The organism is Cytobacillus sp. EB106-05-05-XG126, assembly GCF_058791715.1.
Map to the genome: position 1 here is coordinate 1754986 of NZ_JBYTDU010000001.1, position 16254 is coordinate 1771239.

Annotated in this window: 19 protein-coding genes; 8 read left to right on the forward strand and 11 right to left on the reverse strand. The window is 39.8% G+C overall.

All coding sequences use genetic code 11. The features are described 5' to 3' along the window. Positions 1–66: 66 nt before the first annotated feature. From AC3WTL_RS08680 to AC3WTL_RS08695, 4 genes are all read right to left on the reverse strand, one after another. A complete protein-coding gene (locus AC3WTL_RS08680; protein WP_492369384.1) occupies positions 67–1566 on the reverse strand; it encodes an MDR family MFS transporter in 1500 nt (499 codons plus the stop codon). 131 nt (positions 1567–1697) lie between these two features. After that, the gene (gene cbpB, locus AC3WTL_RS08685) at positions 1698–2144 is read right to left on the reverse strand and encodes a cyclic-di-AMP-binding protein CbpB (protein WP_048010650.1); all 447 of its coding nucleotides are present in this window, start codon (positions 2142–2144) and stop codon (positions 1698–1700) included. Between the two features lie 71 nt (positions 2145–2215). Continuing rightward, positions 2216–2359, reverse strand: a complete 144-nt coding sequence (locus AC3WTL_RS08690) for a hypothetical protein (protein WP_175609180.1) — start codon at positions 2357–2359, stop codon at positions 2216–2218. A 279-nt stretch (positions 2360–2638) separates the two neighbouring features. Beyond that, positions 2639–2875 carry a YkuJ family protein gene (locus AC3WTL_RS08695; protein ID WP_035328567.1) on the reverse strand — a complete coding sequence of 79 codons (237 nt, stop codon included), beginning with the start codon at positions 2873–2875 and terminating at the stop codon, positions 2639–2641. A gap of 183 nt (positions 2876–3058) precedes the next feature. Here AC3WTL_RS08695 and AC3WTL_RS08700 point away from each other — a divergent pair, with 183 nt between their 5' ends. Further along, a complete protein-coding gene (locus AC3WTL_RS08700; protein WP_492369289.1) occupies positions 3059–4009 on the forward strand; it encodes an MBL fold metallo-hydrolase in 951 nt (316 codons plus the stop codon). Positions 4010–4069: 60 nt separating this feature from the next. Then, positions 4070–4306 (forward strand): glutaredoxin family protein, encoded by a 237-nt coding sequence (locus AC3WTL_RS08705; protein WP_048010652.1) that lies wholly within the window; start codon positions 4070–4072, stop codon positions 4304–4306. Between the two features lie 39 nt (positions 4307–4345). On the opposite strand, the gene AC3WTL_RS08710 is transcribed toward AC3WTL_RS08705, so the two are convergent. The 3 genes from AC3WTL_RS08710 to AC3WTL_RS08720 all read right to left on the reverse strand — a co-directional run bounded on the left by AC3WTL_RS08710 (position 4346) and on the right by AC3WTL_RS08720 (position 6836). Continuing rightward, positions 4346–5047, reverse strand: coding sequence for a DUF3993 domain-containing protein (locus tag AC3WTL_RS08710; protein ID WP_222497164.1), 702 nt, complete (start codon positions 5045–5047; stop codon positions 4346–4348). Positions 5048–5306: 259 nt separating this feature from the next. After that, complete coding sequence (locus AC3WTL_RS08715; protein ID WP_048010654.1) at positions 5307–5546, reverse strand: hypothetical protein; 240 nt, start codon at positions 5544–5546, stop codon at positions 5307–5309. Positions 5547–5621: 75 nt separating this feature from the next. Further along, positions 5622–6836: an EAL domain-containing protein gene (locus AC3WTL_RS08720; RefSeq protein ID WP_048010655.1), complete on the reverse strand. Its 1215-nt coding sequence runs from the start codon at positions 6834–6836 to the stop codon at positions 5622–5624. A gap of 197 nt (positions 6837–7033) precedes the next feature. On the opposite strand from AC3WTL_RS08720, the gene AC3WTL_RS08725 reads away from it, so the two are divergent. Then, entirely contained in the window at positions 7034–7816 is a 783-nt protein-coding gene (locus tag AC3WTL_RS08725; protein ID WP_197214761.1) for a C39 family peptidase, read from the forward strand. 44 nt (positions 7817–7860) lie between these two features. Here the strand turns inward: AC3WTL_RS08725 and fadH are convergent, their stop codons facing one another. Further along, on the reverse strand, positions 7861–8625 hold the full coding sequence (gene fadH, locus AC3WTL_RS08730; protein WP_163142979.1) for a 2,4-dienoyl-CoA reductase: 765 nt from the start codon (positions 8623–8625) through the stop codon (positions 7861–7863). Between the two features lie 426 nt (positions 8626–9051). Between fadH and AC3WTL_RS08735 the strand changes: the two genes are divergently transcribed. The 5 genes from AC3WTL_RS08735 (at position 9052) to AC3WTL_RS08755 (ending at position 13141) form a co-directional block, all read left to right on the forward strand. After that, a complete protein-coding gene (locus tag AC3WTL_RS08735; RefSeq protein ID WP_492369290.1) occupies positions 9052–9927 on the forward strand; it encodes a metallophosphoesterase in 876 nt (291 codons plus the stop codon). A 125-nt stretch (positions 9928–10052) separates the two neighbouring features. After that, a complete protein-coding gene (locus AC3WTL_RS08740; protein ID WP_048010677.1) occupies positions 10053–10550 on the forward strand; it encodes a L,D-transpeptidase family protein in 498 nt (165 codons plus the stop codon). A gap of 141 nt (positions 10551–10691) precedes the next feature. Continuing rightward, the gene (locus tag AC3WTL_RS08745; RefSeq protein ID WP_163142976.1) at positions 10692–11300 is read left to right on the forward strand and encodes a PadR family transcriptional regulator; all 609 of its coding nucleotides are present in this window, start codon (positions 10692–10694) and stop codon (positions 11298–11300) included. Further along, positions 11297–12577 (forward strand): MFS transporter, encoded by a 1281-nt coding sequence (locus AC3WTL_RS08750; protein WP_222497175.1) that lies wholly within the window; start codon positions 11297–11299, stop codon positions 12575–12577. Before AC3WTL_RS08745 ends, AC3WTL_RS08750 begins: the two co-directional genes overlap by 4 nt. 78 nt (positions 12578–12655) lie before the next feature. Then, on the forward strand, positions 12656–13141 hold the full coding sequence (locus tag AC3WTL_RS08755) for a YkyB family protein (protein WP_172581916.1): 486 nt from the start codon (positions 12656–12658) through the stop codon (positions 13139–13141). Positions 13142–13260: 119 nt separating this feature from the next. Here the strand turns inward: AC3WTL_RS08755 and AC3WTL_RS08760 are convergent, their stop codons facing one another. The 3 genes from AC3WTL_RS08760 to AC3WTL_RS08770 all read right to left on the reverse strand — a co-directional run bounded on the left by AC3WTL_RS08760 (position 13261) and on the right by AC3WTL_RS08770 (position 16243). After that, positions 13261–14166, reverse strand: a complete 906-nt coding sequence (locus tag AC3WTL_RS08760; RefSeq protein WP_222497176.1) for a chemotaxis protein — start codon at positions 14164–14166, stop codon at positions 13261–13263. A gap of 247 nt (positions 14167–14413) precedes the next feature. Then, positions 14414–15733: an MFS transporter gene (locus AC3WTL_RS08765; protein ID WP_222497177.1), complete on the reverse strand. Its 1320-nt coding sequence runs from the start codon at positions 15731–15733 to the stop codon at positions 14414–14416. 45 nt (positions 15734–15778) lie between these two features. Continuing rightward, complete coding sequence (locus AC3WTL_RS08770) at positions 15779–16243, reverse strand: DinB family protein (protein ID WP_492369291.1); 465 nt, start codon at positions 16241–16243, stop codon at positions 15779–15781. Positions 16244–16254: the final 11 nt, after the last annotated feature.

Consider the following 16254-nt stretch of genomic DNA (forward strand, 5'->3'; position numbering starts at 1 on the left):
GAGATAAAGTTCCAGAAGTGTAACATAAAAAATCTCTGCACGATAAATGCAGAGATTTACAGGCGCTTAATCGGCGATTTCCTTTTCATGCTTCGGCAGTGCAATGACCAATAAGAAGCTTATCACTGCAAATAACAGCACTGCATAATAAACCGAATGAAGCGAAACGGTAAGGCCATTTTGCAGAATTTCCTTTATTCCCGCATCCATGCTGTTTCTCGCATCTTCATTTAATAATACATTTGCTGAATCTAACGATAAGCTGGCGTCTTTGCCTTCACCATTCTTCTGTATATATGATTTGATCTGACTGTTCAAAATTCCGCCCAGCAAGGCTGCTCCAATGGTGTTGCCCAGATTTCTCATAAACATATTGGCAGCAGTGGCAATGCCCCTTTGATTCCACTCCACTGTACTCTGAATGGATACAATAAAAGCTGTAGTGGTCAAGCCCATGCCTGCCCCCACCAGAAAGCTCCCCGCTGCAGCCCATACGGGTCCCGCTTCAGGAGTGAGGGTAACAAACATAATACTCCCCGCTATCAAAAACACTCCGCCTATGACAGATGTACTTCTAAAACCAATTTTTAAAAGCAGCTTGCCTGCCGCTGCAGAAGCAATCGGCCATCCAATCGACATCGTGGTAAGTGTAAAGCCGGCTACTATCGGAGATCTTTCCATGACACCCTGTACAAATGCAGGAAGAAAACTGGAAATCCCTATAAGCATGACACCGGTTGTTAAGGAAGCCAAATTAGCGATTAATATTGGCTTCTCCTTCCAAATATTAAAAGGCATCATTGGCTCTGCAGCTTTTTGTTCCTGCAGGATAAATAAAATAAAGGCAATTAAACTGACCGCTAAAAGGCTGATGGCTTCAATGGAATTCCATGCCCAATTGGTACCTCCCTCCACAAGCACAAACATGAGAGATGAAATGGAAACAGTTAATAGCACAGCTCCTGCATAATCGATCTGGTGTTTTTTCCTTTCCACATTCTCATGGAGGAAAAGCCACAAGCCTGCAATAGCCATGATGCCAAGCGGAATGTTTACCCAAAAAACATATCGCCAGCTGACGAATTCAACCAGCAGTCCGCCTATTGCCGGGCCCATGATAGCTGAAATTCCCCATACGCTTGATAAATAACCCTGCACCTGTGCCCTTTCCTCTTTAGTATAAATATCCCCGACAATGGTTGTTGCAATCGGCATTACGGCTCCGGCACCAAAGCCCTGGATTAACCTGAAAATGATCAGAGCAGTCATCGATTGCGCAAAACCGCATAAGATGGAACCAATTAAGAAGATGATAATCCCGAACGTTAAAACGGGTTTCCGTCCAAATAAGTCTGAAAGCTTGCCGTAAATCAAAACAGTCACAGCATTCATTAACAGATATGCTGAAAATACCCAGCTATATAAAGCAAATCCGCCTAAATCCCCAACAATGGCAGGCATCGCAGTTGACACTATGGTTGCCTCAATGGCCCCCATAAACATGGCAAGCATTACTGAAGCCAGCACAAAAGGCTTTTTGGTCACTTTCCTCTTTCCTTGAGGCATTTTTTTATGTAAAGTTTGACTCAAGTATTTCCCCTCCATGAATAAACCCGAAAATAACGGCTATAAACCCGCCTGAATACTCGAATACTCAATTGAAAATAAAGCAAGCTCCCACTGCGGGGAGCTGATTTTTATTGTTTATTTAATCGTCTGATATGTTTATTTAGTTGATCCAATACTGTTCTGCGGGTAAGTATTCCCTCAAAGTAGCCTTCCTTGTTTTCAACACAAACAAATGGATGGTCAACTAATAGCGCGATGGATTGCTGTATAGAAGATTCAACATCAAGCCTTGGAATATTTGCGTTCATAGCCTCTTCAACCCTTTTTTTCTCCAGCTGCTCAAACTCAATCCGCTCAAGACCAAGAATGGAATCCATAATAATGGGTGTGCTAATTAAGCCCTGCAGCTTATATTGAGGGTCCAGTACAGGAATAGCTGTGTATCCGCTTTTCGTTAGTACTAAGAGGGCATGCTCCAGGTTATTGCCAACCTGCACATGTGCTACCCGTTCAGAAGGAATCATGAAATCACTAATGTTAAATTCTAAAAATTCCTCGCTATGAAGACTGATCATCACCGAAAACTCCTCAAAAATTAGTTATGCTTCTTAACCATTTTATCACAGTCTCCGGCATTTTGCGCCTATTATCCTTTACTGGTTTGAATGTCTTTAACTTCATAGCCGCAGTCAGGACAATGAAAAATAACATTTTGATTGGATTGTGCAGTTAGTACGGCATCAATTTCTTTTTCTGCCCTGCAGCTCGGACATGTTACAGTTGGCATCATTCTGCTTCACCTCAACTTAAAGGATCATATAATGCTTATTATTCTCAATGCCTATTTTTTCAAGTCTTATTGTCTTTTAAAATTTCTTTCATTTCTTCAAGAGTTTTCCTGATCCGTATTACTTCTCTTTTTGTATTAATTAAATCTGCAAGCAAAAGCAGAACAGTAAAAAACAGCATAATCATGAGCAGGTAATACATTTCACACCTCTGGCAATTGGTTTATTATTAAAGCACATATAAGAAAAGAGGCCAAAAGGCCCCTTATGTATGTGGTGAATTATTGAATCAAATCGAAAATTTCGATTGTGATCATATCAATGTTGTCGAATTGATATCTTTTTGGCTTTTCTTTATCGTTATATACTTCCAGTTCAAATGTTTCATTTTTCGGATGAAAAGTTACCTGGCATTTTCTTTCACCATTCACCTCAAAAAATCGTTGCATTGGCTCTCCGCCTGTTGCTTGTTCCTGTAAGCTCTTTAAGCGAGTTAATATACCTTGAAGCTGTGACATGCTCTCTCTCCTTTCCAAAACAAAACCCATAATTAACATTTAGGTTTCTCTTTTGGCATGTTTCTATCCTTAAGAAATAAATTCAGAATATTCAAGCTGAATGCTTTACATACCAATATTAACAGAATAAAATATTGTCAGGTGTTTGTACAAGCAAAAGCTTTATAAAGGACGTGATTTTTTTTGGCAAAACCTGAAAAATTAGCGGAAAACCTATATTTAATTGATGATTTTGACCTATCAATGGAAAAACGTACCGGTACATATGTCTTAACAGAACAAAAGCTGACTTTGATTGAAACCTCGGCCAGCCCCTCTATCCCTTACATTTTGGAAGGACTGAACCAGCTTCACTTTACACCGGAGGAAGTTGATTATATCATCGTGACACATATTCATCTTGATCATGCGGGCGGCACAGGGTTATTATTAACTCACTGTCCAAACGCAAAGGTAATAGTCCACCCGAAAGGTGCAAGGCACCTAGCAGACCCTTCACGCTTAATTACCGGTGCAAAAGGAGTTTATGGTGATCAATTCGACGGACTGTTTAATCCAATATTGCCTGTTCCAGAGGATAAGATTATCACTAAAGAACATGAAGAAGAGCTTGAAATAGGTCCAGATTGCACCCTAAAATTTTATAATTCGCCCGGACACGCCAATCACCACTTCAGTATCTTTCACCCTGCCTTAAATGGGATGTTTACGGGAGATACAGCTGGTGTATTTTATCCGCAGTTGAAAGAGCTCGGGATTGAATTGTATCTGCCCTCAACTTCACCAAACCAATTCAGTCCAGGCAAAATGCTCGAATCCATTGACATGTACGAAAAAAAGGACCTTGAACTCATTTTCTTTGGCCATTACGGCATGAGTTCAACCCCTAAAGAAGTCTACAGGCAAATAAAGGATTGGCTTAAGATTTTCATGAACGCAGGGGAAATTGCCTTTTCTGGCGGGGGCTCAATTGATCAGCAGGCACAGGCAGCACAAGCCATCCTCAAAGAGAAAGTTAAAACTTATCTTAATGATAAAGGCATTCCATCTGACCATCCTGTATACGAGGTTCTTTCTGTAGACATAGCTGTCTGCTCGATGGGATTGATTGATTACCTGCATAAGGCAAACTGATTGCCTGCTGGATCATCCTGCTTTATGATAAAGTAACAAAAGACAGGGAGGATACAAACATTGAAAGAGATTGTTATATATACACAGCCGGATTGTCCGCCCTGTGAAATCACAAAAATGTTTTTGAATGAGAATGGATATGCCTATACAATTAAAGACATAAAAAAAGATGCCGCTGCACATAAAGAACTGACAAAGCAGTTTAGCTCCTTTTCTACGCCAACTGTGGTGATCGGGGATACCGTCATTAGAGGATTTGACCTGGAAAAACTTAGATCAGTTTTGGGAATGGAATAAAAAAAGAGCTTAAAAGCCCGTTAAGCTTTTAAGCTCTTTTTAGTTGGCTGCCAGCTGTCCGTTCAGCTCCTGCTGTTCAAACAAAGCTAATATACCTTGGTTATCTGATAAAAGCATGCTGCCTGACCGAAACATGACATCAAATGGATTTAACAGAAATCCGAATTGATAGGAAGGCTTATTTTGCCAATTTGTTTCAGGAGTTTTAAAAGAGGTTTGTTTTGCCGCTTTTTGCCCACCCTCAGCTTTGTTTATTATTTTCCCGGGAATATTTTCACCCAGGAATTTAACGACTTTCATCTTCCCTCCTTGCTCCGTCAGCAAAATTCCCTCATAGTGGCTGTCATAACCTACAGGTCCTTCATGGTTTTCCGGAAAATATTCATACACATAAACTTCCCCTTTTTCTTCCACAACTTTTGTATTATCCGAATACGTGAAAAACGGAATGTAGTATGCCGCTGCATCTCCTCCAAGAGTAAAGTATTTGCCATTTTCCGAAACAAGGTTTTCTTTCAGAAACTGATTTTTAGCTTCTTCAGAAAAATATGGCTCAAGCAATTCATCGACTTCATTCATGCTTCGCTCTTCCCCGCTAAGCTCAACCTGTGCTTGAAAGGCATTCTGCAGGAATTCGTATACCTCTTCTTTATTTGTATCTCTCTCGGCATAAGTATGAGAAGGAATCGCTGCGATCATGACTGCAATTGTGATAATAATTCCTGTTATATGCTTGTACATTCCACTCTCCCTTTCTTTATCGATCACTTAGTTTGTACCCTCAATTTTACCAGCAAATAAATTTCCTGATACCTGCTTTCGTTCCCCAAATTCCCGTGTGTTTTGACAGAAAAATTCTTTTCTTGTTAAGAATCTACCCGTATTGACAAAGAATTAACGCAACAGATGGAAAAGCCCATAATTAATTTTGATGTAAATATTGTAAATTGATCAATTTCATTTCTATACGTCAAAAGAAGACCCTCCAAGTGGAGGGCCTTTACCAAGTCCATGTAAGTGCAAAATAAGTAATCATGACAAGAAGGATTCCAAAACATATGGCATATGTCAAAAAAATAGGATTTCTGATATATGCATGCTTTTGAACATTATCCGGCAGTTCTGCATCGATATCGCCCTTTACTGCCTTTCTTTCTTTTCCAATAAACAAAGTGTAAACTAAGGAATATACAAGTATCCCAAGTCCGATCAGTAGTATGATCAATGTGTACATGCTCATGGTTAATCTCTCCTTGAGGAAAGTTCTACACTTACATTTCCTCAAACCAAGCATGTTTATACTTAATATTTAATCTTATAATAACCCATCATGCTCATATAAATATTCATATGATAAATCCACAAATAAGTAATCACTGGCATTAAGAGGAAAGGAAAAAGTCCTTATGGTTTCACCTGTCTCAATATCGGTATATAAATCAGAGAGGATGCCCTTTTTATTTATTCGCATTTTCATTATATTTTCAAGGAAATACGGACGCCAGCTCCAATTTTTATGTAGATATTCATTTTGGGTTAACCATCCTCCATCCCTTTTGAAGTAATTCGCAGATTTCTGAAATCCGTCTTCATCGCAGATATACAGGCGAAAAGCTGCCCCGTCCAAAAGAAGGGCAATCTGCTCCAAGGTTTCTTCATAAGCAATAACCTTTTTATTTTTATTTACAAAATCAATCAGCTTGTCGTTGAACTCAAGTGTTACCTGATACAGCGATTCCAATTTTTTCTTTTCATGCACAATAAACCGGTGACATTCGTTTCGTAACTTTTCCTTTAAAATATCTCTATCCGGAAAATTTTCTGCAGGTTTTTGCAAATAATATCCCTGATAGTAACGGCCTCCATTTTTCCATGCATATTGAAGCTGGTAAACCATTTCAATATTTTCAAAAAGCAAGCTAGCTCCAATTTTCCTGGCAAGCATGGATAAGGAATAGAGGATATCATTAAAATTATAAGCAGATGCATTGGATTTCATGGACTCCAAATCCACCTTTAAAATGTCAGGAGCCAATTGTCCGATTCGATCTAGATGACTGCTTTCATTTCCAAGTTTATCTATTGCTAACTTGATTCCATATGTCCTGTAGTAATTTAAAAGATGGTCCAGATGGTCAATATCTCCCTTGTAATTCCTTTCGGTAATTTCCAATACAATCCTATCAAGGCTTATGCCTTTTTTTTCATATTCCTGGAGGGTATTTAAAAATTGTTCCCCATCGTTATACATGAGCAAGTCAGCATCTCTATTTATAAAAATCAGAACATCTTTATCAAGATGCTGCGCCTTGCCTAGAGCCTTTTTTAATATTTCATAATCTACCTCAATCCGGAATTCTTCGGGAATATTCTCATCCTGGAAGAATGGCCCCAGACTGATAACCCCATTAGAACCTTTATATCGGCCTAATACCTCATAACCAATGACACGATGCTCATCTGCACTGAATATTGGCTGGAAATAGGGAAATACATTATCCAAATCTGTAAGGATATCCAATGCATCCATGTCCTAGCCTCCCTATGTAAATAAAGTGAAACTGCGATTAATGAGTTATTATACCATATTCGCTTAAAACTTTTACTATTCAAAATATAACTTCCACTTCTTGATGAAACATGTTTGTTTGGCAAAAGCTTTGCATCATATTGCCGTGTTATACTCCACAAGCTAATATCAGGACATCAAAAGAAAGAGGGTATTTCATGAGGAACTTCCTATTTATATCCCTTCTTATTCCTTTGCTTGGCTGCGGACATTCAGAACCTGCCAGTCCTGTACAAGAGACTGGCATGGTTTCAAGAGAGCTGACTGCTAAAATACCTGTCAACGCAGAAAAGGACCAGCAGAAAGTAACAGCCCAAAATATGGACACCACTACGGCTGTTAAAAAACGATCTGTCATTATTGATGTTCCACTAATCAGACAAAATCCCGAATTGAAGTATGGATGTGAAGTAACCAGCTTGACAATGCTTCTGCAGCATGCAGGTGTCAAAGTCGGGAAAATGGATTTGTATGATGCAGTAAAAAAAGATAATGATCCGCTGATTCGCTCAAAAGGTGATATTTTAAAATGGGGTAATCCTGAAGAAGGATTTGTGGGTGATATGACAGGGAGAACTGCCGGATACGCAGTTTTCGATAAACCAATTGAAGAATTGGTGAATAAATACCTGCCAGGAAGAGCCGTTAATTTAACCGGTAGGGATTTTGATGCAGTTCTTATGCATGTTTCCATAGGATATCCTGCTGTCGTCTGGACGACAGGAGATTATAGGCTTCCTGACCGCTGGGAATCCTGGACTCACTCCGGCAAAACCATTAAAACTCCATTAGATCTTCATGCAGTCGTATTGGTCGGGTATGATGATCAGTTTGTTTTCCTAAACGACCCCCTTTCAGGAAAAAAACAGGTGAAGGTTTCAAAAGAACGATTTATTTCATCATGGAAGGCTTTGCAGTCGAGAGCTGTAAGCTATCAATAGATATGCCAGCCGGCTGAAAACAATTCAGCCGGCTTTTATATACATTAAAACGGAAACTGGTTTAGCCACTGGCCGCCATCCATTGTGATGCATTCCCCATTAATATAACCTGCATGTTCTGAGAAAAGGAAGAAGGCCAATTCTGCAATTTCCTCCGGCTTCCCAAGCCTGCCAAGCGGTACACTTTGAAGTGTCCTTCTTGCAGCTTCCTCCGACTCCCACAGCCTGTCAGCCCCCCCTGTCCTTTCAATTGGACCTGGAGCTATGGCATTTACCCTGATACCATATTTTCTTCCCCATTCTACAGCCAATGTTCTTGTCATGGATAATACTCCTGCTTTTGCGGCAGCCGAGTGTATGACTCCCGCACCGGCGTCCCATGCATATGTAGCCACCATATTGATTATGCTTCCCTTAATCCCCTTTTCAATCCAGTATTTACCGACTTCGCTTGAACAATAAAAGGTTCCATTCAGGACAATATTAATAACAGAATTCCATCCATTTGCACTCAGCTGCTCTGCAGGGCAAATAAAATTTCCTGCAGCATTATTAACGAGAAAATCAACTTGCCCAAATGTACTCAGCGTTTCATTAAGCATATGTTTAACATGTTCAATCTCACGGACATCCATTTGAATGGTTAAAACTTGTCCATTGGCTGTCTCAATTTCAGCTTTTGCTGCCTCCAGGCGTTCCGGGTTTCTTCCTGTTATCACCACATTGGCTCCGGCTTCAGCAAACCTCTTTGCCATATACTTCCCCATGCCGCTGGAACCGCCGGTAACAATGACTGTTTTATTCTTCATCCTAATTCCCCTCTCAAAAAATGAATGATCATTCATTTATATTTTACCATTAAATAGAGAATTTTCGAACTATTATTTATAAAAAAATTAATTTGGCTCTTTTCGTATATATTGTTGGTTATCATCTTTATGTTGTCCGTTGATTTCCGCTCCAGCCTGCCAGCTACTCCCGCTGGACGTTGAATAAGCTCCTCGAGGATCTTGCACCTTCCTCTCCAATCAACTCAGTAAATAAGATACAGAAAAGCAGCAAACCTTGCGAAAACAGCCATTTATTTAAAGGAAAATGAAGGATAAAAACAAGCATAGTTAATTCTTCTTTTTAATAGGATAGTTTGATAGTATTAAAGATACTGTATGAAAAGGTTATAACTCTCTTCTCATGCAGACTCCAGAAAAATTTATATAGATAGGTTGGTATGCCCAATGGCGAAAAAAGTGTCCAGAAGATCTTTTTTAAAAAGAGCTCTCGGCTTTTTTGCTGCTATGTTTGGTATTAGTGCAGGCGGCTATTATTATGCACGGGATATTGAGCCCCGGCTCCTGGAAATCACAAACTACAAAATCTCTGACAGCGCAATTCCTCAAGCGTTCGATAATAAAAAAATCATCCAATTCAGCGACACCCATCTAGGCTTTCATTATGACCTGAAACAGCTGGAAGAATTGATTGAAAAGATAAACAGCCTGAAGCCAGATATTGTTTTCTTTACAGGTGACCTGATGGATGAACCCAATAAATATCAAAAAGCAGACCAAATTGCACCGCTCCTGAAAAAAATTCAAGCACCTCTCGGCAGGTTTGCTATTTATGGGAATCATGACCACGGGGGCTATGGTTCAGATATCTATAAGTCCATTATGGAAGAATCCGGCTTTATTCTTTTACTGAATGAAAATCGCAAACTCGAGTTTTCCGGAAGCAGCATCGGGATTATAGGCATTGACGATGCCATGCTCGGAAGGCCGGACATAAAGCTTGCCAGCGAAAATATGGACGGTGGATCATATAATATTTTATTATCCCACGCACCGGATTTAGCAGATGCAGCCTCAGCCTTCAGCATAAATCTGCAGTTGAGCGGTCATAGTCATGGAGGCCAAATTAAACTGCCGTTCTTTGGAGCCTTAGTTAAACCTCCACATGCTGAAAGATACTATGAAGGTTTTTATGAAATTGGCAGTCAAAATCCATTAACTCTTTATGTAAACAGAGGGCTTGGGACAACCCGTCTGCCCTTCCGCTTTTTATCCAAACCGGAACTGACGGTGTTTACCCTTCAAACCGACAGCGGCAAGTAAGGGAAAGCAAATCATTGCAGCTTTCCCTTTTTTGCTGCATTCAGGACATTATTTAAGCAATAAGTTACAAGATGATTTTCTCAGGCATATATTTAAATAAATCTTTTCAGAAAGAGGTGGCTGCTATTTACCATATTGTAAAGCCAGGTGAAACAATGTCTGTCATTGCTCAAAATTACCGCCGCCCATTAAGCGAGCTTTTGGCGGCAAACCCTGCCATTGTAAATCCCGGACTGATTTATCCCGGCCAGCGAATAATAATACCAGGACTGCCTGAACCAGATTCCATACCATATACAATCATAGTTTCAAGAGGCAAAAAAAGCTTAACACTTTTATCTAACGGTGCTGTACAAAAAGTCTATCCCATTGCGGTGGGAAAAATGCTGACGCAGACCCCAATTGGAGAGTTTGTAATTGTGAACAGAGAACCAGACCCCGGCGGTCCATATGGGGTCATGTGGCTTTCCCTGTCAAAGTACGGCTACGGAATCCACGGAACCAATAACCCTTCCTCAATTGGCCAATCTGTTTCCAAAGGCTGTATACGAATGTATAACCAGGATGTCCTCCAATTGTCACGCATAGTACCAAATGGCACAAGGGTAATAATACAACCATAAAGATTATCGTCCCTTAACAAAACTTTCGCTAAAAAATTGCGAAAGTTTTTTATTTTTTGTTGATTTTATTATTAACACAACATATCATATTGATATATCAAAGTAATATATCGTGTTGATACATTGAAAGGAGTTGCAATCTTGTCTATAGAACATACCATCCTTGCTGTATTAAGCTTTTGGCCCAGCACAGGATATACAATTAAATCAGAATTTGAACACAAAGCTGCTGGTCTTTACTGGGGAATGAGCTATGGGAGCATATACCCAAAATTAAAAAAGCTTGAGGCAGAAGGATTTATCTATGCAATCGAACAGGAAGATGAAGGAAGGAAGAAAAAAATGTATGAGCTTACTGCTAAAGGCTGGAAAGAGTTTGAAAATTGGCTGAAGACACCTCCTTCTTTCCCCGTGATTAAAGATGAACTGCTAATGAAAATGTCAACCTGGCATGAAGATATGGATAATGAAGTGTTAATCAGCCACTTATTAAAAAGAAAAGAAGAAGCTTCAGATATTCTTAAATTCGTAAAGGAGTGGCCGAGAAATGGTTATTCTTATGTCAGCAAGCTTGGCACCCTCTCAATCCGATATGCAGAAATGAAGCTGGAAACAGAAATAAAATGGATCGATGAATCAATCGAAGCGCTGCAAAAAGATAATTTACCAGATGGCCAGGATCCTCATGGCAATACTGAAAAGCTTCTGAACAGGAGAAGGATGGCCATCGGAAGGGATGAAGGGAATTGACAGCGAAACCAGGTATTTTTAAACCGCTCAAGCTAAAATCCTTTCGCGCACTTTTTGGCGCCCAGTTATTTTCAGACTTGGGGAACTGGCTGGATTTAATTGCTTTGCAGGTTATTGTCGCTTATCACTGGGGTCTGGATGAAACGGCAATTGCCTCTGTCATTATAGTTCTCGGTCTTCCCTGGGTCATCATTGGCCCATTTGCAAGTGTGTTTGTGGACAGAATGCCCAAGAAAGCAGTTATGATTGTTTGCCTCCTTTTAAGAATAGTCTTTGTAGCAGGTTTATTTTACTCTCCTAACCTATACCTTCTGCTATTATTTGTGTTTTTAAAAGGAACCGTATCAGCACTTTATGATCCTGCAAGGCAGAGTGCCATCCGTATGATTGTACCTGAAAGCATGCTGCCTGAAGCAGTAACTCTAAGCCAGCTTTCAGTCAATACAATGAAAATTGCGGGGCCCGCATTAGGAGGAGGGATTATAGCTGTTTTTGGACCAAAAAGTCCATTTCTGTTCGAAGCAGCAGGGTTCTTTATAGCTGTAATTTTTCTGCTGTTTCTTCCCAGCTTAAAGTCCTTTGAGGAGTCAGATAAAAAAATGGCTGGCGACCAAACAGGCAAAGGGGAATTTTGGAAAGATTTCTCCGAAGGCATCAAACATATTTTTCATACTCCCCTTTTAAAGATCTCGATTATTCTTTCTTCTGCAGCGTTTTTCATTATTTTCCTTTATGATGGGTTATTTGTTTTTATTGCAAAGCAGATAGGATTCAATGAGGGGAATTTTGGATTGCTGATAAGTGCAGTGGGAGCAGGAAGTGTTGCGGGTTCACTATTGCTGGGCCAATGGACAGGGTGGAACCGGAAACCCATCCATTTAATGAGTTCTTCAGCCATATTAAGCGGCATTTTTATAGCAGCTGTTGGGCTTGGAGGCTTAGGTTTTCTTAATTTACCACAATTGGCCTGGATAATCGGTGCATGTTTTTTAGGCCTTTTAGGGGCGGGAGAATCTGTCCCCTACGGCTATGTTCTTCAATCTGAAACACCGAAGCAAATGATGGGCAGAGTTTCTGCTGCCGCCATGTCCCTGCAGACTTTTTCCATGCTTATAGCACCTGCAGCCGGAGCTCTTCTTGCCAAACAGCTGGGTGTCTCTTTTGTTATGATTGGCGCTGGTATGGCAACGACATTATTAGGCTTCACCATGCTCATAGTTATATGGAAAAAATCAGGATTCTTACAGTCCATAGGCGGAAAACAGCTGGATGGATAAGCTTTTCTAATATAAGCCCTATCCTAAGTTGGTTTTATTGACTAATAGGGGTATAATATGTTTATACCCCTTTAAAATATGAAAGGAGATTGGAAATTGAATTCTGATAAGAAACAATATCCCCATCTGCAGCCAACGGTTGAAAACCTCTCTCAAGCCATCTTCACCGTTAACCGCCATGCAAAGACAGCACCAAGTCCTAAATTTTTGTATAAATTAAAGCACGATGCACTGCACAAGCTGATCAAAGAAGGTAAAGCCCAAAAAGCAGGCCTGCACTATTCCGGCAATCCCAAAAATAGCCAGCAGCAATCAGATGTTCTTGTAAAGTGCGGGAACTATTCTTTCCATCTCCCGCCCTCTAAAGAGGATTTTTCTGAGCTTCCCCATTTGGGCAAGCTGGATTCCTTCGTCCGAAATCCTAAGTCCTCCTTATCACTTAACGCAGCGAAAAAATTGCTAATGTCATATACTGGACTAAAAGAGCTTAATAGCCCGCCGAATGAAAAAAAACAGCGCTATCAAAAGCCTGTATTTAAGAAATTAGGAGAAAGTTACTTTTAATCAAGAAAAGCGGAAGCGCCTGTTCACCCCCGACGACCTCGAGGGGGTAGGCGCTGGAGCTAGAAAGTTATCAAAGTACCAAAAGCTGGAATGTAAACTCCAGCTTTTTTTGTTATGCCTTATAACGCATGCTGATCAATTAATAGCACTAATTCTGCAATTTCAGGCTTGCTCACCTGTGCATCTGCCCCAACCATTTGACCTTTATGGCGAAGATCTTCGGTAATCAATGAAGAAAAAATAATTACCGGGATTTCTGCAAGCATCGGGTGATCTTTCACCTTCTTTGTGAGGTGATGGCCGTCCATTTGAGGCATTTCGATATCAGTGATTATGAGCTGTACTTCATCAGTGACATTCCGTCCGGATTCTGCTAAAGAATGCAGATATTTATAAGCCTCATAACCGTCCTCAAAAAATTCAACTCGGGAAAAGCCCGCTTCATTTAATGTATCGTTCAAAAGCTTTCTTAATAGTGGAGAATCCTCTGCAATAATCAGCTTCTTATCAGATCTTTCACGCTTTCCAAGTTTTTGAACCTTCTGGATGCTGATCCCTGTATCAGAATTAATTTCAGTGACCATTTTTTCAAAATCAAGCAGCAGGACCATTTCTTCACCAAGCTTAATGATTCCGATAATCTGGCTTTCCTGTCCCTGGTACATTTCAGATGGTTTTTCAATTTGGTTCCAGGAAATACGGTGAATTTTCGAAACATTATGAACATGAAAAACGATTTTCTGCTGATTAAACTCTGTAACAATAAACTTATCCTGCTGGGGGGCTTCCGATGGAGCCATTTTCAATGAGGAAGCTACATCAACTACAGGAAGCACCTCACCCCTCAGTTCAATGATTCCTTCAATATTTCTATGAGAATGAGGGACAGGAGTGACCTGTACAGGGTTTATAATTTCCTTTACTTTAATCACATTAATGCCGAATTTATTCCTGCCTATTGAAAATTCAACAATTTCAAGTTCATTCGTTCCGCTTTCAAGTAAGATGCCTTTTTTCTGATTCACTTTTTTCGCCCTTCCTTTTTCATCTGCCTATATCTAAATCGTTGCTTCAAATTATGTCTCCTATAGTAGAGCGCATGCCATTTGATTCTTTTGCTCTATTAATATACCATGAATGGGTAAAATTTCTTATTGAAATTTGATATTTTTTGTTATAAGCCCCCATTCTGCAGCAGAAGTCTGTAATGCTAAAACAATAAAAAGCAAGCCTGGAGCGGCCTGCTTCTAAAATGCTATACAAGATGTACGGTTATTCAGGAATGCTGTCGTCTTTAATTTTTGAATGAACGAACAGTCCGATTATAGTCAAAATCATTAATGAGCCTAAAGCCATTCTGCTCGCCATGTTTCCGTAGCTTGCGAAGATCAGTGTAATGCTTCCGTAAATGAGCGGACCAATAATGGATGATACTTTTCCTGAAAATGCAAACAAACCAAAAAACTGTCCTCTTTTATTCTCAGGAGTTAATTCCACAATATACGTCCTTGTGGTTACCCACATGGAACCGAGGGCAACCCCAAACATGCTCCCTGCAATCCAGAACATTGCTTCATTGACAGCGCCAACCGCAATTGCCAATGCAACAAGAAGAAGGATTCCAACATATTTAACCGCTTTATTTGCCCCTTTCGCCTTGGTTATATAGCCAAATACAAAAGAACCAATTATACTGGAGACCGTGGAAACCAGATATAACAAAATGAATTTGCCAGTGGTAAAGCCGACAATTGTTTTTGCATAAACGGCCATCATCGCAATCGTGGTGGCAATTGCATCATTTAAGAAAAAATAAGCAATCATGAAAGTGAAAATTGATTTATAATGTTTCATTTCTTTAAAAGTCTTCCAAACTTCCTTATAGCCTGATAAAAATGTTTGTTTTTCTTTTGCCTGTAGGGGCTTATCTTTTACAAAGAAAAACAGCGGCAGTGAAAACACCAGAAATAAAATAGCAGTTGGTATGAAAGATTCGTGAAAACCGTCATCACCTACAAATAAATAGACAGTCAGACCTACAAGGGTTCCAATATAGCCGACAGCTACTCCAAAACCTGATATCAGCGGAATATCCTGCTTTGTTCCCAAGTCTGAAATCATTGCATCGTAAAACACCAGACTGGAATGGAAAAAAAACTTTGCAATTATAAAACAAATAATAACAAGTGCAAGGTAAACAGGCAGCCCAAATATTTTCCCGCTAATCTGGCTGGATGCAAAAACACCCATCAATATCGTTGCCATGACAGTAATAAGCGTAAAGATCACTATATATTTCTTTTTTCTTCCTGTCCTGTCTATCATAACTCCGAACAAGGGTGAAAACAGGACAAGAAAAAAGCTTGCCAATGCATTAGAATAAGATATAAAAGTACTTGCAATCTGATTTAAAACTTCATTCTCCCCTATTACTTCCTGCAGGTAAAAAGGAAAAAATATCGTATTAATATTGGATGAAAAAATGGTATTCGCAAAATCATATAGTGCCCATGATACAATCGGCAGGGTCATATACAGGCGCAGGGAATTAAATTTCCCCGGCTTCTTGAGCTCCGTTTTCTCTATTTCCATGCCATCAGCTCCTTAATGTAAAAACAGTGAGACTGTCACCGCATATTAAACCCTGATGCCGGCAGCCTGGATAATTTGCTTTTTATGGTGAATGTCATGTTCTATAAAATCAGCAAAATAATCACGCACAGTTAAGGCAGTGCTGCCTATTGTAAATGCTGTATCCAGTTTTTCTTCAGTCATTCCTTCAAGTATATGAAGGAATTTTTCTCTGACTGATAATAGTTCTTCAATAATTTCCAGTTGTGCATGCTTTTGAGCATATTCTGTGGCAGCATCATTCACATACTGAAAGTCAGGATAGCTCTCAAGCTCCGCACCCTCTTTAAAAAATGGGAAACGCTTCGCAAGGGAATATCTATCCCAAAATAACAGATGGGCAACTACTGCGGCAACCGCCCATTTTCCTTCTTTAACAGGCTTTAGCCAGGTTTTCTGGTCAAGCTCTTTTAAAGACTCAAGCCACACTGAAAAAGATTCATAATGAGTAATAATGTCCTTCTTTTGCATTTTCATCCTCC